The organism is Actinoplanes sp. L3-i22, assembly GCF_019704555.1.
Lineage (GTDB): Bacteria > Actinomycetota > Actinomycetes > Mycobacteriales > Micromonosporaceae > Actinoplanes.
This window is the reverse complement of the sequence record NZ_AP024745.1, coordinates 5195868-5210656: the sequence shown is the minus strand read 5'-3', so window position 1 is coordinate 5210656 and position 14789 is coordinate 5195868. Positions and strand designations below refer to the sequence as shown.

Here is a 14789-nt window from a genome sequence, read left to right as displayed (position 1 = left end):
TCGAACGGCGGACGCGGGTTTCGACACGACGCCAGAACTTTTCTCGCACGGATTCGGGGCGGGGCTCACGGCGTACGCCGAAATCGGGTTTTAGATCTTGATCTCCCATTTGTCGAGCTCGGCGAGCCGGGCCTGCAGCGAGGCGCGGATGGCGGTGATCGCGTCGGCGCCGATCGCGAGGCGTAGCGGCGGCTCGGGCAGGTCGACCAGGGCCAGGATCGCGTCGGCGACCTGGCCGGCGTCGCCGAACGCGGACGGCGGCAGCTGGGCGAAGTCGCTCAGGAACTTGCCGACGGTCGGCGCGTAGACCTCGTCGGGCAGGACGGCGTGGGCGGTGGTGCCGAACTCGGTGGCGAAGATGCCCGGCTCGACCAGCGTGACCCGCACCCCGGTCGGTGCGAGCTCCTCGGCGAGGGCCTCGCTGAGCAGCTCGACCGCGCCCTTGGACGCCGAGTAGACGCCTGAGGAGGCCCAGGCGAGCTGCCCGTTCATCGACGAGAGCTGCACGATGCGGCCTCTCGACGCGCGCAGGGCGGGCAGCGCGGCGCGCAGCACGGCCAGGTTGCCCAGCACGTTCGTGTCGAACAGGGTGCGGGCCTCGGCGTCGCTGATCTGCTCGATCGCGCCGAACAGCCCGTAGCCGGCATTGTTGACCAGCACGTCGAGGCCGCCGGCGGCTTCGATCGCGGCGCTGATCGTGGCCTGCGCCGCCGGGGTGGTGATGTCCAGGACGATCGGCGTGACCCGGTCCGGTGCCTGTTCGGCGAGGTCGGCCAGCAGGTCGCCGCGGCGGCCGACGGCGATCACGTGGGCGCCGCGGGTGAGTGCCCGGGCGGCGACGAGACGCCCGAATCCGGAGGTGGCGCCGGTGATCAACCAGGTGTCGGACATGGATGGCTCCTTGGTGCGAGATCGTGCTCCCGGATGGGATGCGTCAATCAGGCCACGCGCCGGAGCCGGGTGGTAAGGGCGAAAATGGCCCTCTCCTACCTAGGAACGACAGGGCCACCCGGGCCGATGGCAAGGCCGCCTCCGGGCGGCACCATGGGGGCATGACGAACAACGGCGAACTGGCGAAATTCCTGCGTATGCGGCGGGCCGCGCTCAGCCCGGAAGCGGCCGGCCTGTCGCCTCCGGCAGCCCGGCGGGTGCCCGGGCTGCGCCGTGAGGAGCTCGCGTCCCTCGCGGGCGTCAGCGTCGACTATTACACCCGGCTCGAGCAGGGCCGGCCGATCACCCCGTCCGAGGCGGTGCTGGACGCGATCGCCTCGGCCCTGCGGCTGAGCCCGGCCGAGCGGGACTATCTGCACACCGTTGCCCGGCAGTCGGCGCCGCCCCGGCGGCACACCTCGCGGGCGCAGTCCGTGCGGCCCGGTCTGCTCGCGCTGATCGAGCAGCTCGGCGACACCCCGGCGTTCGTGCTGGGCCGGCGCACCGACATGCTCGCCACCAACCGGATGGCGCGGCTGCTGTTCGCCGACTTCCGGGCGATGCCGGCCCGGGAGCGCAACGCGACCCGCTGGCTGATCCTCGACGAGGGCGCACGGTCGCTGTTCGCCGCGGACTGGGAGCGGGTCGCCGCCGACATGGTCGGGACGCTGCGGATGGACGCGGCCCGGCATCCCGACGATCCGAAGACGATCGCGCTGGTCGGCGAACTGTCGATGCGGAGTCAGGACTTCCGGCGCTGGTGGGCCGAGCAGAGGGTGGTCGAGTTCACCCACGGCACCAAGACGCTGCACCATCCGCTGGTCGGCGAGCTGGTCCTGGAAACCGAGGCGCTCACCCTGCCCGGGGATCCGGATCAGGCGCTGATGGTCTACCTGGCCAAGCCGGGGTCGCCGGCCCGGCACGGCTTGGACCTGCTGGCTGCCTGGGCGGGGCCTGAGGCACCCGAACCCGTCGTCCGGCCGGCACCGCTGCCCTCGACGGCCGGCGGTGGACTCGGGAGGGACCAGTGAACGCGGCCCGCTCGCGGGCGGCGGCGGGCCGGTCAGGTGTACGACCGCACACTGCGGATGCGGTCGTACACCTCCAGACTTTACTACTCGAGACCGGCCGGAACGGTGTCCGGCACCTCGGCTCCGCGGTCGGCGGCACGGAACACGATCTTGGACTTCTCGATGTTGGCCGGGTCGCCCTCGCAGTCCACGACCACGATCTGGCCGGGGCGCAGCTCGTTGAACAGGATCTGCTCGGAGAGCGTGTCCTCCAGCTCGCGCTGGATCGTGCGGCGCAGCGGCCGGGCGCCCAGGACCGGGTCGAAGCCCTTCTTCGCCAGGTACTTCTTGGCGTTGTCGGTCAGCTCCAGACCCATGTCCTTGTTCTTGAGCTGGCCCTCGATCCGCGCCACGAAGATGTCCACGATCTGCAGGATCTCCTGCTCACGCAGCTGGTGGAAGACGATCGTGTCATCGATACGGTTCAGGAACTCGGGCCGGAAGTGCTGCTTGAGCTCGTCGTTGACCTTGATCTTCATCCGGTCATAGGTGCTGTCGGTGTCCTCGGAGGCCTGGAAGCCCAGCGACACCGCCTTGGCCACGTCCCGGGTGCCGAGGTTGGTGGTCAGGATGATCACCGTGTTCTTGAAGTCCACGATCCGGCCCTGGCCGTCGGTCAGCCGACCGTCCTCCAGGATCTGCAGGAGCGTGTTGAACACGTCCGGGTGGGCCTTCTCGATCTCGTCGAACAGCACCACGCTGAACGGCTTGCGACGGACCTTCTCGGTCAGCTGCCCGCCCTCGTCGTAACCGACGTAGCCGGGAGGGGCACCGACGAGCCGGGACACCGTGTACCGGTCGTGGAACTCCGACATGTCCAGCTGGATCAGCGCGTCCTCGGAGCCGAACAGGAACTCGGCGAGGGCCTTGGACAGCTCGGTCTTACCGACACCGGACGGGCCGGCGAAGATGAACGAGCCCGAGGGGCGCTTCGGGTCCTTCAGACCGGCACGAGTACGCCGGATCGCCTTGGACACCGCGGCGACCGCGTCCTCCTGGCCGATGACGCGCCGGTGCAGCTCGTCCTCCATGCGCAGGAGCCGCGTGGTCTCCTCCTCGGTGAGCTTGTAGACCGGGATCCCGGTCCAGTTGCCCAGCACCTCGGCGATCTGCTCGTCGTCGACCTCGGACACCACGTCCAGGTCGCCGGCCTTCCACTCCTTCTCCCGCTGCGCCTTCTGACCCAGCAGGGTCTTCTCCGAGTCGCGCAGCTGGGCGGCACGCTCGAAGTCCTGCGAATCGATGACCGATTCCTTGTCCCGGCGCACCTGGGCGATGCGCTCGTCCAGCTCGCGCAGGTCCGGCGGCGCGCTCATCCGGCGGATGCGCATCCGGGCCCCGGCCTCGTCGATCAGGTCGATCGCCTTGTCCGGCAGGAACCGGTCGGAGATGTAGCGGTCCGACAGGGTGGCCGCGGCGACCAGGGCGGCGTCGGTGTAGGAGACCCGGTGGTGCGCCTCGTAGGCGTCGCGCAGGCCCTTGAGGATCTCGATGGTGTGCGACAGCGACGGCTCGCCCACCTGCACCGGCTGGAAGCGGCGCTCCAGAGCCTTGTCCTTCTCGAAGAACTTCTTGAACTCGTCGATCGTGGTCGCGCCGATGGTCCGCAGCTCACCGCGGGCCAGCATCGGCTTGAGCAGCGACGCCGCGTCGATCGCGCCCTCGGCGGCGCCGGCGCCGACCAGGGTGTGGATCTCGTCGATGAACAGGATCACGTCGCCGCGGGTGTTGATCTCCTTGAGCACCTTCTTCAGGCGCTCCTCGAAGTCACCGCGGTAGCGCGAACCGGCCACCAGGGCGCCCAGGTCCAGCGTGTAGAGCTGCTTGTCCTTGAGCATCTCGGGCACCTCGCCCTTGACGATGGACTGCGCCAGGCCCTCGACGACCGCGGTCTTGCCGACGCCGGGCTCACCGATCAGGATCGGGTTGTTCTTGGTGCGGCGGGACAGCACCTGCATGACCCGCTCGATTTCCTTCTCCCGGCCGATGACCGGGTCGAGCTTGCCCTCGCGGGCGGACTGCGTCAGGTTGACCCCGAACTGGTCCAGCACGGTCGAGCTGGTCGGCGTCGCGGCACCGGGGGTGGCCGACTGCGGCTCCTTCTCGGTGTAACCGGCAACCAGCTGAATGACCTGCTGGCGCACCCGCCCGAGATCGGCGCCGAGCTTGACCAGCACCTGGGCGGCGACGCCCTCGCCCTCACGGATCAGGCCGAGCAGGATGTGCTCGGTGCCGATGTAGTTGTGGCCCAGCTGCAGCGCCTCCCGCAGGGAGAGCTCCAGCACCTTCTTGGCCCGGGGAGTGAAGGGGATGTGGCCGGCCGGCGCCTGCTGGCCCTGGCCGATGATCTCCTCGACCTGCTGGCGGACGGCTTCCAAGGAGACCCCGAGGCTCTCCAGAGCCTTGGCGGCGACGCCCTCGCCCTCGTGGATCAGGCCGAGCAGGACGTGTTCCGTCCCGATGTAGTTGTGGTTGAGCATCCGGGCCTCTTCCTGGGCCAGGACGACCACCCGGCGAGCCCGGTCGGTGAACCGCTCGAACACGACACTCACGTCCTCGCAGCGAAGCCCCACGCGCCCCGCCCCAGGGAACGCACGCGCACGTGCGGAAACGGACAGGTGTCACGTGCGCTGAGTCAGAGCCTCTTGGCGTTCGCGCGCGGCCCGCGTGGGGAGCCGCGCAACGCTCGTGCAGGCGCGCTGCTCCACCACCTTACAACGGCGACAGCCTACGATGAGGGTGGGAGGACGCCCATGACCGCAACGCGTGACCGCCGACCCGTGCCCGACCGAGCCCGGAAGCGCGCCATCCGGGCGCTGGCCGCCGAGCTCGGTGTGGCGTACTCGGTCGCAGCCCGGCTGCTGGCCGCCCCGGCCCCGGCGCCGACCCGGCATTCCCAGCCGGGCTTCCCGACCGGCGGGGACGAGCACCGGGCCTGGATGTTCCATGCCCGGGCGAACCGGACCTTCCACGCCCGGGTGCACGACACCCGGCTGGCCACCGAGTTGCCGACCGGCCGGGCCGAGCATCTGGTCCGCCGGTTTCCGCCGCTGCGTGCGATCGACACGGCCGGGCCGCTCTACGCGGGCGAACACCGGCAGTCGCTGATCGCGATGCTGTACGCCGTTCTGGTGCACGAGTCACCCGAGTTGCTACCCCGGCCGGATGAACTCACCTGGGCCGCCGACCTGGGCGAGGAGTCCGCGGTCGACGTCCCCTGCGCCGATCTGGACCGGGCGGCCCGCCGGCTGCTCGACGGCGAGCGCTGGCGGCTGTGGCCCCGGATCGACGCCGCGCTGACCGCCGGTGAGGACGCGCGGGACCGGCGGGTCCGGGACGCGGCGATCACCCTGGGTCAGGAGTTGCGGTCGACCAGCCTGCGCGGGTCGGTCGACGGGGCCCGGCACATTCTGGACGCGCTGCTCGCCGGGCCGCACGGGGCCCGGCCGCCGGGCACCCGGGTGTGTCTCGACGGGCGGGACGGGACGGTGGTCGGCGCGGAGTGGACCGCGGGCGGCCCGCCGACCGGCTATCTGGTGCGGTTCGACGATGATTCCGCTGCTCAGGCCGTACCGTCGCAGGAATTTGACCTTGATCGTGGGACCACGGCGGAGCCGGATCTGATCCCCGGCTGACGGTCAGGCCGCCGGGACAAGGATCCCCGGCTGACCGTCGGGGCGTAGTGCTGCGGGCGTCAGCCGTCGGGGCTGCGGGCGTCGGGCTGCGGGGCGTCGGGGCTTGGCTGAGGGTCAGGGGGCTGGGGCGAGCACCCAGACGACCTCGCACTCGTCGCCGGCGCCGGCGTTGGCCCAGGTGTGTGGCTCGCGGCCGGGGAAGGTGAACGCGTCACCGGCGCTGAGCAGCACCGACTCGCCGGTCAGGGTGATCGTGAGCTGGCCGCGGACCACGTAGACGAACTCGACCTCGCAGTCGAGCGTGTAGAGCTCCGCTCCGCCGCTGCCGCCCGGCTCGACGGTCGAGTGGATCACCTGTAGGTGACTCTGCGTGCCCGGAGTGAGCAGCAGCTCGCTGACGTTGCTGCCGCCGAAGTTGATCGGGCGGCCCTCGCCGGCCCGGACCAGCGATGTCGGCGGCGGCTCGAACAGCTCGCCGACCCGGATGCCGAGCACCTCGCAGATCGACACCAGCGACGCCACCGACGGGGACACCTCGTCGCGTTCGAGCCGGCTGATGAAGCCCTTGTTCAGACTTGTCGCGTCCGCGACCTGCTGCAGAGTGAGCACGCGGGCCTGCCGGGCGGAGCGCAACCGCCCGCCGATCGCCGCGCTGGTCGCCGGCGGCTGGGCCACCCGTCGCACCTGGCCTGCCATCTGCCCACCGCCCCCTATCAAGATCCGGGAGCATTTTCCCGGACCGGCCATCGTTAAATCCACGCAACAAAGGTTGCTTCAGAGGAAACTCGGTCCTAGTCTCCCCGCATCGGTCCGAGACGAAGGACACAACGCCATGACTGACACAGAGCCCCAGCGCCCCCGCATCACCGAGGTCGAACAGCACGGCATCGACACCATCCCGGCGTCGGACCGGCACTCCCGGCCCCTCGACCTGTTCCGCATCCAGTTCGGCGGCGCCAACACGTTCGCCACCGTCATCCTCGGCACGTTCCCGGTGCTGCTGGGCCTCTCGCTCGGGCAGGCGATCGCGGCGACCGTCGCCGGGGTCGCCGTCGGCGCGCTGTTCCTCATGCCGATGGGCCTGTTCGGGCCGCTCACCGGCACCAACAACGCGGTCGCCTCGGGCGCGCACTTCGGCGTCCGCGGCCGGATCGTCGGCTCGTTCCTGTCGCTGCTGACCGCGATCGCCTTCTACTCGATCTCGGTCTGGGTCAGCGGCGACGCGGTGGTCGGCGCGCTGATCCGGCTGGCCGGGGTGCCCGACTCGGACCTGCTGCGCGGGGTCGTCTACGCGGTGCTCGGCGCGGCGGTCATCGTCGTGGTGATCTACGGCTACGCGTTCATGCTCCTGGTCAACAAGGTTGTCGTGGTCGGCAACACGCTGTTGATCCTGCTGGGCATCATCGCGTACAGCGGGAAATTGGATCTTGGTTATGATCCTGGCCCCTCGGCCTACGCGCTGGGCTCGTTCTGGCCGACGTTCGTGCTGTCCGCGCTGATCGTGATGGGCAACCCGATCTCGTTCGGGGCGTTCCTCGGCGACTGGTCGCGCTACATCCCGGCCGGCACCAAGCCGTCGCGGCTGCTCGGCGCCACGTTCTTCGCCCAGCTCGCGACGCTCGTGCCGTTCCTGTTCGGCGTCTTCACCGCGACCCTGGTGGCCGGCGAGGCGGACTACATCGTCGCGCTGATCAACATCTCGCCGGCCTGGTACGCGCTGCTGCTGATCGTGGTCGCGTTCCTCGGCGGCCTGTCCACCGGCATCACCTCGCTCTACGGCACCGGCCTGGACTTCTCCTCGGTGTTCCCGCGACTGAACCGGGTGCAGGCGTCGCTGTGCATCGGCACGCTCGCGTTCGTCTTCATCCTGGTCGGGCGGCTGGCGTTCGACCTGCTCGCGAGCGTGAACGCGTTCATCGGCGCGATCGTCATCTGCACCACGCCCTGGATGATCATCATGACCATTGGGTACGTCGTGCGCCGCGCCCACTATCGCGAGAGCGACCTGCAGGTGTTCAACAAGGGGCGGATCGGTGGGGCGTACTGGTTCCACAAGGGCGTCAACTGGCGCGGGATGGCCGCGTGGATCCCGTCGGCGATCGTGGGGCTGCTGTTCGCCAACTATCCGCCGCTGATCGAAGGGCCGTTCCGGAACGTGGCCGGTGGCATCGACATCAGCCTGCCGGTGTCGATCGGCACGGCGGCGGTCACCTACCTCGCGCTGATCTTCATCTTCCCGGAGCCGCGGTATGTGTTCGGGCCGGACGGGCCGCTCGGGGTGCCCAGCTCGGACGGTCCGATGCCGGAGATCGTGGATGATCATGGCGCTTCGTCGCATCGGGTGCGGGCGCGGGCCGCCTCGGTCCCGGACTGAACGGTTCCAGACTGAACGACCTGCGGCTGTGATCCACCGCTCACGGCCGTGAGCCCGGCGCTAGTCGGGTGTTCAGCCCGGCGCGAGCTGGTCGTTATGCACTGAGATATTGTGAGGAATAACGAAATGTCCGCTCCCCGGATCATCCGGAACGGTCGCGTCGGCCAGGTCGACGCGACCGTGGTCCCCCGCTTCGCCGGCCCCGCCACCTTCGCCCGGCTCCCCCGCATCGACGAGGTCTCCGACGTCGACGTCGCCGTGATCGGCGTGCCGTTCGACGCCGGGGTCTCCTACCGCCCCGGCGCCCGCTTCGGCCCGGCCCACGTCCGCGAGTCGTCGCGGCTGCTGCGCCCGTACAACCCGGCCGCCGACGTCGAGCCGTTCGCCAGCCAGCAGGTCGCCGACGCCGGCGATCTCGCGGTCAACCCGTTCGACATCGAGTCCGCGATCGATCAGATCGAGGCGGGCGCCCGAGCGATGCTGGAACGCGCCGCCCACCTGGTCACCATCGGCGGCGACCACACCATCGCGCTGCCGCTGCTGCGCGCGATGGCGGCCAAGCACGGCCCGGTCGCGGTGGTCCACTTCGACGCGCACCTCGACACGTGGGACACGTACTTCGGCGCCGCGCACACCCACGGGACACCGTTCCGGCGCGCCTCCGAGGAGGGTCTGATCGACCGTTCCGGATGCCTGCACGTCGGCACGCGCGGTCCGCTCTACTCCACGACCGACCTGGCCGAGGACAAAGAGCTGGGCTTTCACGTGGTGCCGAGCGTCGAGATCGACGACCTGGGCGCCCGCGGCATCGCCGAACGCATCCGCGAACGCGTCGGCGACCGCCCGGTCTACCTGTCCGTCGACATCGACGTGCTCGACCCGGCGTTCGCGCCCGGCACCGGCACGCCGGAGGCCGGCGGCATGACCAGCCGGGAACTGCTCGCGGTCCTGCGCACGTTCGGCGACCTGAACCTGGTCGGCGCGGACGTCGTCGAGGTCGCCCCCGCCTACGACCACGCGGAGATCACCGGGATCGCGGCGTCCCACGCCGTCTACGAGATCCTGTCCGCTTTAGCCCCTAGGAAAGATTGATGACCGTCCTCGCGGCCGCCCGCGCCCTGGTGTCCGCCTTCGGCGCCCACGACACCGCCGCCTATTTCGGCAGCTTCGCCGCCGACGCGACCTTCGTCTTCCACACCCATCCGGCGCCGTTGCGGTCGCTCGCCGATTACCAGCACATTTGGTACGGGTGGGAGCGCGAAGGCTTCCACGTGATCTCCTGCGAGTCGTCGGACCAGCAGGTCCAGATGCTCGGCGAGGTGGCCGTCTTCACCCACCGGGTCCACACCGTGGTCCGCACCGGCGACGGCGAGGAGTCCCTGGACGAGCGCGAGACCATCGTCTTCCGCCGCGAGCCGGACGGCCGCTGGCTGGCCGTCCACGAGCACCTGAGCCCGTTCCCCGGCTGATCGGTTGACGAGCCGGCGTACTCACCACGAGTGACGGCGCCGGCTCGACCAATCAGTTTCCTGCCCTATTCGAAATCGAACTCACCATTCTTGGCGCCAGCGATGAACTGCTGCCACTCCCCCTTGCTGTACACCAGGACCAACTGCCGTGGGCTCTTCGAGTCCCGCACGGCAACAAATTCTGGGGTGGCCGCGACCTCCACGCAAGAAGTGTTGTTACAGAATGATGAGGTACGCCAGGGAAGGTCAGCCGCCTGGCTATCGATATACATAGTCCTGCTCCAGTAGGATTTCATCTGTTACTCGGGGAAAGTTGCCAGCTCACAGATTCCGCGACGACATCTCCGCGAAGGGTCGCTCCGTCCGACCTCGTCAACGCCTCACTCAGCAGGCCGGACGGCAATTGCCGATCCGGTCATGCGCGATCTCCGGTCTGCGCTCCGATCGGGTGCGGCATGAACTCGTCGATCAGCAATGGAGTTTCTGCCTGCGTGCTCACTACAGTCTCGTAAACAGATCAGATATTAGGCGGCCCGGGCGATCTCGCGACTCGCCACGCCGCTGTCGGGAAAGTATTTTCTGGCGGCCTCCGGCACGTGAGGTGACACGCCATCATCCGTCGATGTATTCACATAATATGGGTACTCGACGCCGCGTCACCGTCTACACGCTCGTCACCATCGCGCTCGGCACCGCACTCTGCGCGGGCCTGTCACCGCTGGCCCTCGCCGCGGTGGGTGACCTCATCGCCGAGGACTGGGTTCGCCTCGGCAACATCGGCCAGGCCTACGGCGCCGCCTCAGCGATCTTCTCGGCCCTCGCGCTCGCCGGCGTCACGGCATCGCTCGTCTATCAGGCCCGTTCGGTCGGCCAGCATCGGGTTCAAGCCGTGCGCGAGCAACACGCCGACATCCTGAACATGATCTGCGCAGACCCGGAGACCTACGCGCCTGCGCTGAACCGCGAGCTGATCGGTCAAACCCCGCTTCAGGTGCGAAGGCACGTCTTCCTCGGGCGGGCGTTCCGGTACTACGCGTTCGGATACGCGACCGAGGTCATCGCCGAGGCCGACCTACGCCTGGAGATCTTCCCGGAGGTGTTCGGCACCGAGCCCGGCCGGACGTTCTGGGCCGGCGCCCGGACCCTGTGGCTGAACTCCGGCAACCCGGATTACCGGCGGCTGGCCCGCGTCGCCGACGCCGAGTACCGCAAGGCGGTCGAGGCCGGACCGCCGCAGGTCAACCCGGATCCGGGCCGGGTTCCTCCGCACGGTCACCCCGTCGGCGGCACGGCCGGATCGCATCGCCGGAACGCCGCGACGGCGGCGACGGTCGTGGCGGGAGCGCTGCTGGCCGGTTGGCTGACCGCCCGCAGCCGGGAACGCCCTCGTCGGGTACGCGGATGAGGCCGTCTACATCCGGGCTTTGAGGACGTCGACCTCGCAGCCCGGGGCGAACGGGTCGAAGCCGTGCCCGGCCAGCCACCGCACGTTGAGCAGGCTCCGCAGCGACCACCAGGCCCGAATCGCGGCCAGGTCGGAGCCGGGCCCGTAGCCGGCGAGCACGTCGGCGAGCCGATCCTCATGGCCCAGCGTCAGCGTCGCCAGGTCGAACATCGGGTCGCCACGCCCGGCCTCGGACCAGTCGAGCACCCCGGTGACCCGATCACCGTCGGTGAAGATATGCGTGATCTGCAGGTCGCCGTGGGTGAACCGAGGGGCGTACGGCCGAAAGGCCCCCTCGGCGACCGCACGGTTGCGAGCGACCAGCCCGGCCGGGAGAACCCCGTCCGCGACCAGCAGCTCACACTCGGACTCCAGCTCCGCCCGGACCAGCGGGTCGACCCCGCGCCCGGCCCGCTCGGGCAGCGGTGCGTCGTGCAGGGTGCGCACGACGGCCCCCGCGGCGGCCCAGGCCGCGGGCGAGGCCGGCGACGGCTCACCGAGCAGGCCGAGCGCCTCGCCGGGGAGGGCGCCGAGCGCGATCACCGACGGCTGGCGCCACAGGATCGGGGCGGTCGGGATCGGCGCCGCGGCCATCGCCGCGGCCTCGGCGTCCAGCCGCGCCGGATCGGCGTCCACCTTGAGGAAGACGTCACCGACGCGCAGCGTCACCCGCTCGGAGTGCGCGACCACCACCTGAACCTCGTCCACGCCGATCAGTATCGCCCGGCACGAGCGCATCATCGGCAGGTGGGAACCGCGGCCCCACCGGGTACGTCAGAACGTCATGATTCGGACCCGCATGTCGACCCTCGTGCTGACGATCGGCCTCGCCACGATCGCCGGCTGTGCCCAGCAGGACTCCGGCACCTCGGCCGGCGCCACCCCGCAGACCAGCAACGTCCCCGCGACGACGGGCGCCACCACGATGTTCCCGCTGGACTTCTCGCGGACCGGCGGGATCGCCGGCCTCGACGACCACGTGCACATCGACCCGGACGGCACGATGACGGTCGCCCACAAGGGGAACACCGCCCAGCCGGTGCAGCTGGGCGCGCCGGTGCTGGCCGCGTTGGAGCAGGTCCTGCCCGCGGAGAGCCCGAAGGAACCGTCCGCGAAGTCGGCGATCTGCGCCGACGGCTTCGTCTACCAGCTGACCACCCCGGCGTGGACGTACACCGCCGACGACTGCTCGGGGAACAGCCCGGACCTCGAACACGCCCTGGACGTGCTGATGCCGATGCTGCAGGGAAAGCCGGTCAGCCCGGCGAGCCCCAGCTGAGCCCGCGTGAAAGGCTCCTCCCATGGAGAAGCTGATCGATGTAGGCGCGGGATCGGTCTGGGCCGAGGACACCGGCGGCGACCTGCCGCCGGTCGTGCTGCTGCACCCGGGCGTCGGTGACTCCCGGATCTGGGACCCGGTCTGGGCTCGGCTCGCCGGGCAGCACCGGCTGATCCGGTACGACGTCCGGGGCTTCGGCCGCTCGGAGCCGCCGACCGGCCGGTTCTCCCGGCTCGACGACCTGCGCCGGGTGCTCGACCGGCTCGACGTCGGTCCGGCGCTGTTCGCCGGTTGCAGCATGGGCGGCGGCTCCGCGCTCGACCTGGCCCTGGCCGAGCCGGACCGGGTCCGCGGCATGGTGCTGGCCTGCCCCGGCATCTCCGGCGCCCCGATCCCGCAGGATCCCGGCGACGAGCCGGACAGCACCGATCCGGACGTGTTCCTGGAGCAGGGCGTCGCCCGGTGGGCGCGGGCCGGTCGCGACCCGCTGGTCGTCGAGCAGCTGCGGTCGTCGATCCGGTTCTGGCTGGGCTGGGGCGACACCCTCGCCGACGACGGCGACGCCTGGTCCCGGCTGGAACAGGTGAAAACGCCCAGCGTGCTGCTGCTCGGCGACCTCGAACGCCCGTCGTTCGTCCCGGCCTGCGTCGAGGCGGCACGCCGTATCCCCGGCTGCCGCCTCGTGGAGGTCCCCGCCGCCGATCACTTCGTGCCGCTACGGGCGCCCGGCACCGTGGTCGCGGAGCTGGGCGCCCTGTCCGGCGACGGTCAGCGGTAGAGGCGCAGGTCGGCGACGCTCCACCAACTGGTGCTGCTGCCGGTCGAGGTGATCCGCAGGTAGCGGGCCCGGGTCGGCCGCAGGTCCACGGTGGTGAGCTGGCCGGTCCCGGTCCCGCTCGCCGCGGTCGTCCACGTCACGCCGTCCCGGCTGACCGCCAGCTGCCAGGCCCGGGCGTAGTCGCCGAGGTTCCCGCCACTGTCGATCGCCACCTTCCGGAACACCCGGGTCGCCCCCAGGTCCACCTGCAGATACTGGCCGGGTGCTTGCGCGGCGCCACTGGACCAGCGGGTGGCGGCGTCACCGTCGACGGCCAGCGGGGCACCCTCACCGGGCGGCGACGCGAGCGCGGTCGCCCCGGTCAGCGGGATCTCGCCGGGCCGCGCGTCCACCGAGCGCGGCAGCACGAACGTGGCGAGCGCCCCACCGGGCAGCGTGTACTCGAAGATCCGCGAACCGAGCGCCACCGCGAACGTACGGGGATCGTCGTTCTCGTTGTGCACCACGATCGCCGTCGAGCCGTCCGGATTGCGGAACGCCACGTCCATGATCTGGCCGTTCCAGCCGGTGGTGCCGAACGACGTGCTGGCGATCCGGACCGCGCCGGGCCGCACGAACTTCGACAGGTGCCCGATCGTGAAGAACTCCGCGTCCGGGCGGACCGTCCCGTCGGGCAGCACGGTCAGCAGGCCGGTGCAGGTGGCGCAGCCGCCCAGGTGCGGCCCGCCGGTGCTGTCCAGGGCGATGTTCCAGTTCACCACGGATTTTCCCCAGTTGCGGGTGACGCCGATGGCGAGGGTGCGGGCGTGCCAGGTCAGCGTGCCCCGGAAGATCTGCTCGTCGGTGTCGCCCACGCCGTGCGAACCGGAACACTCGGTGAACCAGACACCCTTTTCCGGGTACGCGTCGTGCAGCGCCGTCTGTGCGCTCGGGTCACCGGAATAGCAGTGGTAGGCGGTCCCGGCGATCCATTTCGCGGCCGGCGTGTCCAGCAATCGGTAGGGATAATCGGTTTCCGGATCCTCCCCCGCGGGCGTCGACGCGACATCACCGGGATGGGTCTGCCAATTGTGGTCGTACCCGAGAATCTTCGTCCGCGGGCTGACCTTTTTCAGCAGCGGCCCGAGTCGCTCGATCACCGCGGCCTCCTGCCGGACCGGCATGTCGGTGCCGGGATAACCGCCGGGCTTACGGTTCTGCGGCTCGTTCTGCACCGTCAGATAGTCGATCGGCACTCCGGCGGCGGCATAGGCCTGCACGAACTTGACCAGGTAACGCGCGTAGGCGTCATAGATCGCCGGGTCGTCCTTGAGCCGCCCGCCGACGAGCGAATCACCGGACTTCATCCAGGCGGGCGGGCTCCACGGCGTACCGAGAATGCGCAGTTGGGGGTTGATTTTCCGGGCTTGACGCAGCAACGGCAGAATCTGCGCACGATCGTGGTCGACGCTGAACCGCCGCAGCCCGAAATCCGTCTGCCCGGCCGGAACATCGTCATAGGTGTAATGTTCAGCGGCCGCCGTAAAATCGGATGACCCGATCGGCTGCCGCAGAAAACTCACGCCGATCCCATTTTTTTCAAGACCAAATAATTGGCGTACGGCTTCGTCGCGCGCCCCAGGCGCAAGCCGATAGAGCACGCTGGCCGACGAATCGGTGATCGCCGCCCCGAATCCGTCCATCCGCTGATAGGTCCACTCCGGATTGACGACGATCGTGGGCTGCGTGCTCGCCCCCGTGCGGAGCGCGACGGGCGCCCGCTCGTGCAGAAGCTCACTCCGATCCACGGTGGTGACCCAGACCCGCGCCT

General features: G+C 70.0%; 14 protein-coding genes. 8 read left to right on the top strand and 6 right to left on the bottom strand.

All coding sequences use genetic code 11. The features are described 5' to 3' along the window. Positions 1-90: 90 nt before the first annotated feature. Entirely contained in the window at positions 91-891 is an 801-nt protein-coding gene (locus tag L3i22_RS23175; RefSeq protein WP_221329041.1) for an SDR family NAD(P)-dependent oxidoreductase, read from the bottom strand. 161 nt (positions 892-1052) lie between these two features. Between L3i22_RS23175 and L3i22_RS23170 the strand changes: the two genes are divergently transcribed. Beyond that, the gene (locus tag L3i22_RS23170; RefSeq protein WP_221329040.1) at positions 1053-1961 is read left to right on the top strand and encodes a helix-turn-helix transcriptional regulator; all 909 of its coding nucleotides are present in this window, start codon (positions 1053-1055) and stop codon (positions 1959-1961) included. Between the two features lie 83 nt (positions 1962-2044). Here L3i22_RS23170 and L3i22_RS23165 read toward each other — a convergent pair whose 3' ends face one another. After that, entirely contained in the window at positions 2045-4543 is a 2499-nt protein-coding gene (locus L3i22_RS23165) for an ATP-dependent Clp protease ATP-binding subunit (protein WP_221330112.1), read from the bottom strand. A 210-nt stretch (positions 4544-4753) separates the two neighbouring features. Here L3i22_RS23165 and L3i22_RS23160 point away from each other — a divergent pair, with 210 nt between their 5' ends. Next, positions 4754-5635 (top strand): hypothetical protein, encoded by an 882-nt coding sequence (locus L3i22_RS23160; RefSeq protein WP_221329039.1) that lies wholly within the window; start codon positions 4754-4756, stop codon positions 5633-5635. A 114-nt stretch (positions 5636-5749) separates the two neighbouring features. Here the strand turns inward: L3i22_RS23160 and L3i22_RS23155 are convergent, their stop codons facing one another. Further along, positions 5750-6331 (bottom strand): cupin domain-containing protein, encoded by a 582-nt coding sequence (locus L3i22_RS23155; protein ID WP_221329038.1) that lies wholly within the window; start codon positions 6329-6331, stop codon positions 5750-5752. A gap of 136 nt (positions 6332-6467) precedes the next feature. Between L3i22_RS23155 and L3i22_RS23150 the strand changes: the two genes are divergently transcribed. The 3 genes from L3i22_RS23150 to L3i22_RS23140 all read left to right on the top strand — a co-directional run bounded on the left by L3i22_RS23150 (position 6468) and on the right by L3i22_RS23140 (position 9478). After that, complete coding sequence (locus L3i22_RS23150; RefSeq protein WP_221329037.1) at positions 6468-8009, top strand: cytosine permease; 1542 nt, start codon at positions 6468-6470, stop codon at positions 8007-8009. 126 nt (positions 8010-8135) lie between these two features. Continuing rightward, positions 8136-9101: an agmatinase gene (gene speB / locus L3i22_RS23145; protein WP_221329036.1), complete on the top strand. Its 966-nt coding sequence runs from the start codon at positions 8136-8138 to the stop codon at positions 9099-9101. Then, on the top strand, positions 9101-9478 hold the full coding sequence (locus L3i22_RS23140; RefSeq protein WP_221329035.1) for a nuclear transport factor 2 family protein: 378 nt from the start codon (positions 9101-9103) through the stop codon (positions 9476-9478). Before speB ends, L3i22_RS23140 begins: the two co-directional genes overlap by 1 nt. A 65-nt stretch (positions 9479-9543) precedes the next feature. Here L3i22_RS23140 and L3i22_RS23135 read toward each other — a convergent pair whose 3' ends face one another. Next, complete coding sequence (locus L3i22_RS23135; RefSeq protein WP_221330111.1) at positions 9544-9750, bottom strand: DUF397 domain-containing protein; 207 nt, start codon at positions 9748-9750, stop codon at positions 9544-9546. A 365-nt stretch (positions 9751-10115) separates the two neighbouring features. Here L3i22_RS23135 and L3i22_RS23130 point away from each other — a divergent pair, with 365 nt between their 5' ends. Continuing rightward, positions 10116-10883: a DUF6082 family protein gene (locus tag L3i22_RS23130; RefSeq protein WP_221329034.1), complete on the top strand. Its 768-nt coding sequence runs from the start codon at positions 10116-10118 to the stop codon at positions 10881-10883. A gap of 6 nt (positions 10884-10889) precedes the next feature. Here L3i22_RS23130 and L3i22_RS23125 read toward each other — a convergent pair whose 3' ends face one another. Then, entirely contained in the window at positions 10890-11630 is a 741-nt protein-coding gene (locus tag L3i22_RS23125; protein ID WP_221329033.1) for a phosphotransferase, read from the bottom strand. 91 nt (positions 11631-11721) lie between these two features. Between L3i22_RS23125 and L3i22_RS23120 the strand changes: the two genes are divergently transcribed. Both L3i22_RS23120 and L3i22_RS23115 read left to right on the top strand, forming a co-directional pair. Next, the gene (locus L3i22_RS23120) at positions 11722-12201 is read left to right on the top strand and encodes a hypothetical protein (protein ID WP_221329032.1); all 480 of its coding nucleotides are present in this window, start codon (positions 11722-11724) and stop codon (positions 12199-12201) included. A 22-nt stretch (positions 12202-12223) separates the two neighbouring features. Further along, positions 12224-12979, top strand: coding sequence for an alpha/beta fold hydrolase (locus L3i22_RS23115; RefSeq protein ID WP_221329031.1), 756 nt, complete (start codon positions 12224-12226; stop codon positions 12977-12979). Here L3i22_RS23115 and L3i22_RS23110 read toward each other — a convergent pair. Next, the gene (locus tag L3i22_RS23110; protein WP_255658518.1) at positions 12970-14766 is read right to left on the bottom strand and encodes a discoidin domain-containing protein; all 1797 of its coding nucleotides are present in this window, start codon (positions 14764-14766) and stop codon (positions 12970-12972) included. The genes L3i22_RS23115 and L3i22_RS23110 overlap by 10 nt on opposite strands. Between the last annotated feature and the right edge of the window lie 23 nt (positions 14767-14789).

Coding starts and splice junctions, on each gene's coding strand:
- L3i22_RS23175 (WP_221329041.1), bottom strand. CDS start 891: ATGTCCGACACCTGGTTGATCACCGGCGCCACCTCCGGATTCGGGCGT.
- L3i22_RS23115 (WP_221329031.1), top strand. CDS start 12,224: ATGGAGAAGCTGATCGATGTAGGCGCGGGATCGGTCTGGGCCGAGGAC.
- L3i22_RS23155 (WP_221329038.1), bottom strand. CDS start 6,331: ATGGCAGGCCAGGTGCGACGGGTGGCCCAGCCGCCGGCGACCAGCGCG.
- L3i22_RS23160 (WP_221329039.1), top strand. CDS start 4,754: ATGACCGCAACGCGTGACCGCCGACCCGTGCCCGACCGAGCCCGGAAG.
- L3i22_RS23170 (WP_221329040.1), top strand. CDS start 1,053: ATGACGAACAACGGCGAACTGGCGAAATTCCTGCGTATGCGGCGGGCC.
- speB (WP_221329036.1), top strand. CDS start 8,136: ATGTCCGCTCCCCGGATCATCCGGAACGGTCGCGTCGGCCAGGTCGAC.
- L3i22_RS23120 (WP_221329032.1), top strand. CDS start 11,722: ATGTCGACCCTCGTGCTGACGATCGGCCTCGCCACGATCGCCGGCTGT.
- L3i22_RS23135 (WP_221330111.1), bottom strand. CDS start 9,750: ATGTATATCGATAGCCAGGCGGCTGACCTTCCCTGGCGTACCTCATCA.
- L3i22_RS23130 (WP_221329034.1), top strand. CDS start 10,116: ATGGGTACTCGACGCCGCGTCACCGTCTACACGCTCGTCACCATCGCG.
- L3i22_RS23150 (WP_221329037.1), top strand. CDS start 6,468: ATGACTGACACAGAGCCCCAGCGCCCCCGCATCACCGAGGTCGAACAG.
- L3i22_RS23140 (WP_221329035.1), top strand. CDS start 9,101: ATGACCGTCCTCGCGGCCGCCCGCGCCCTGGTGTCCGCCTTCGGCGCC.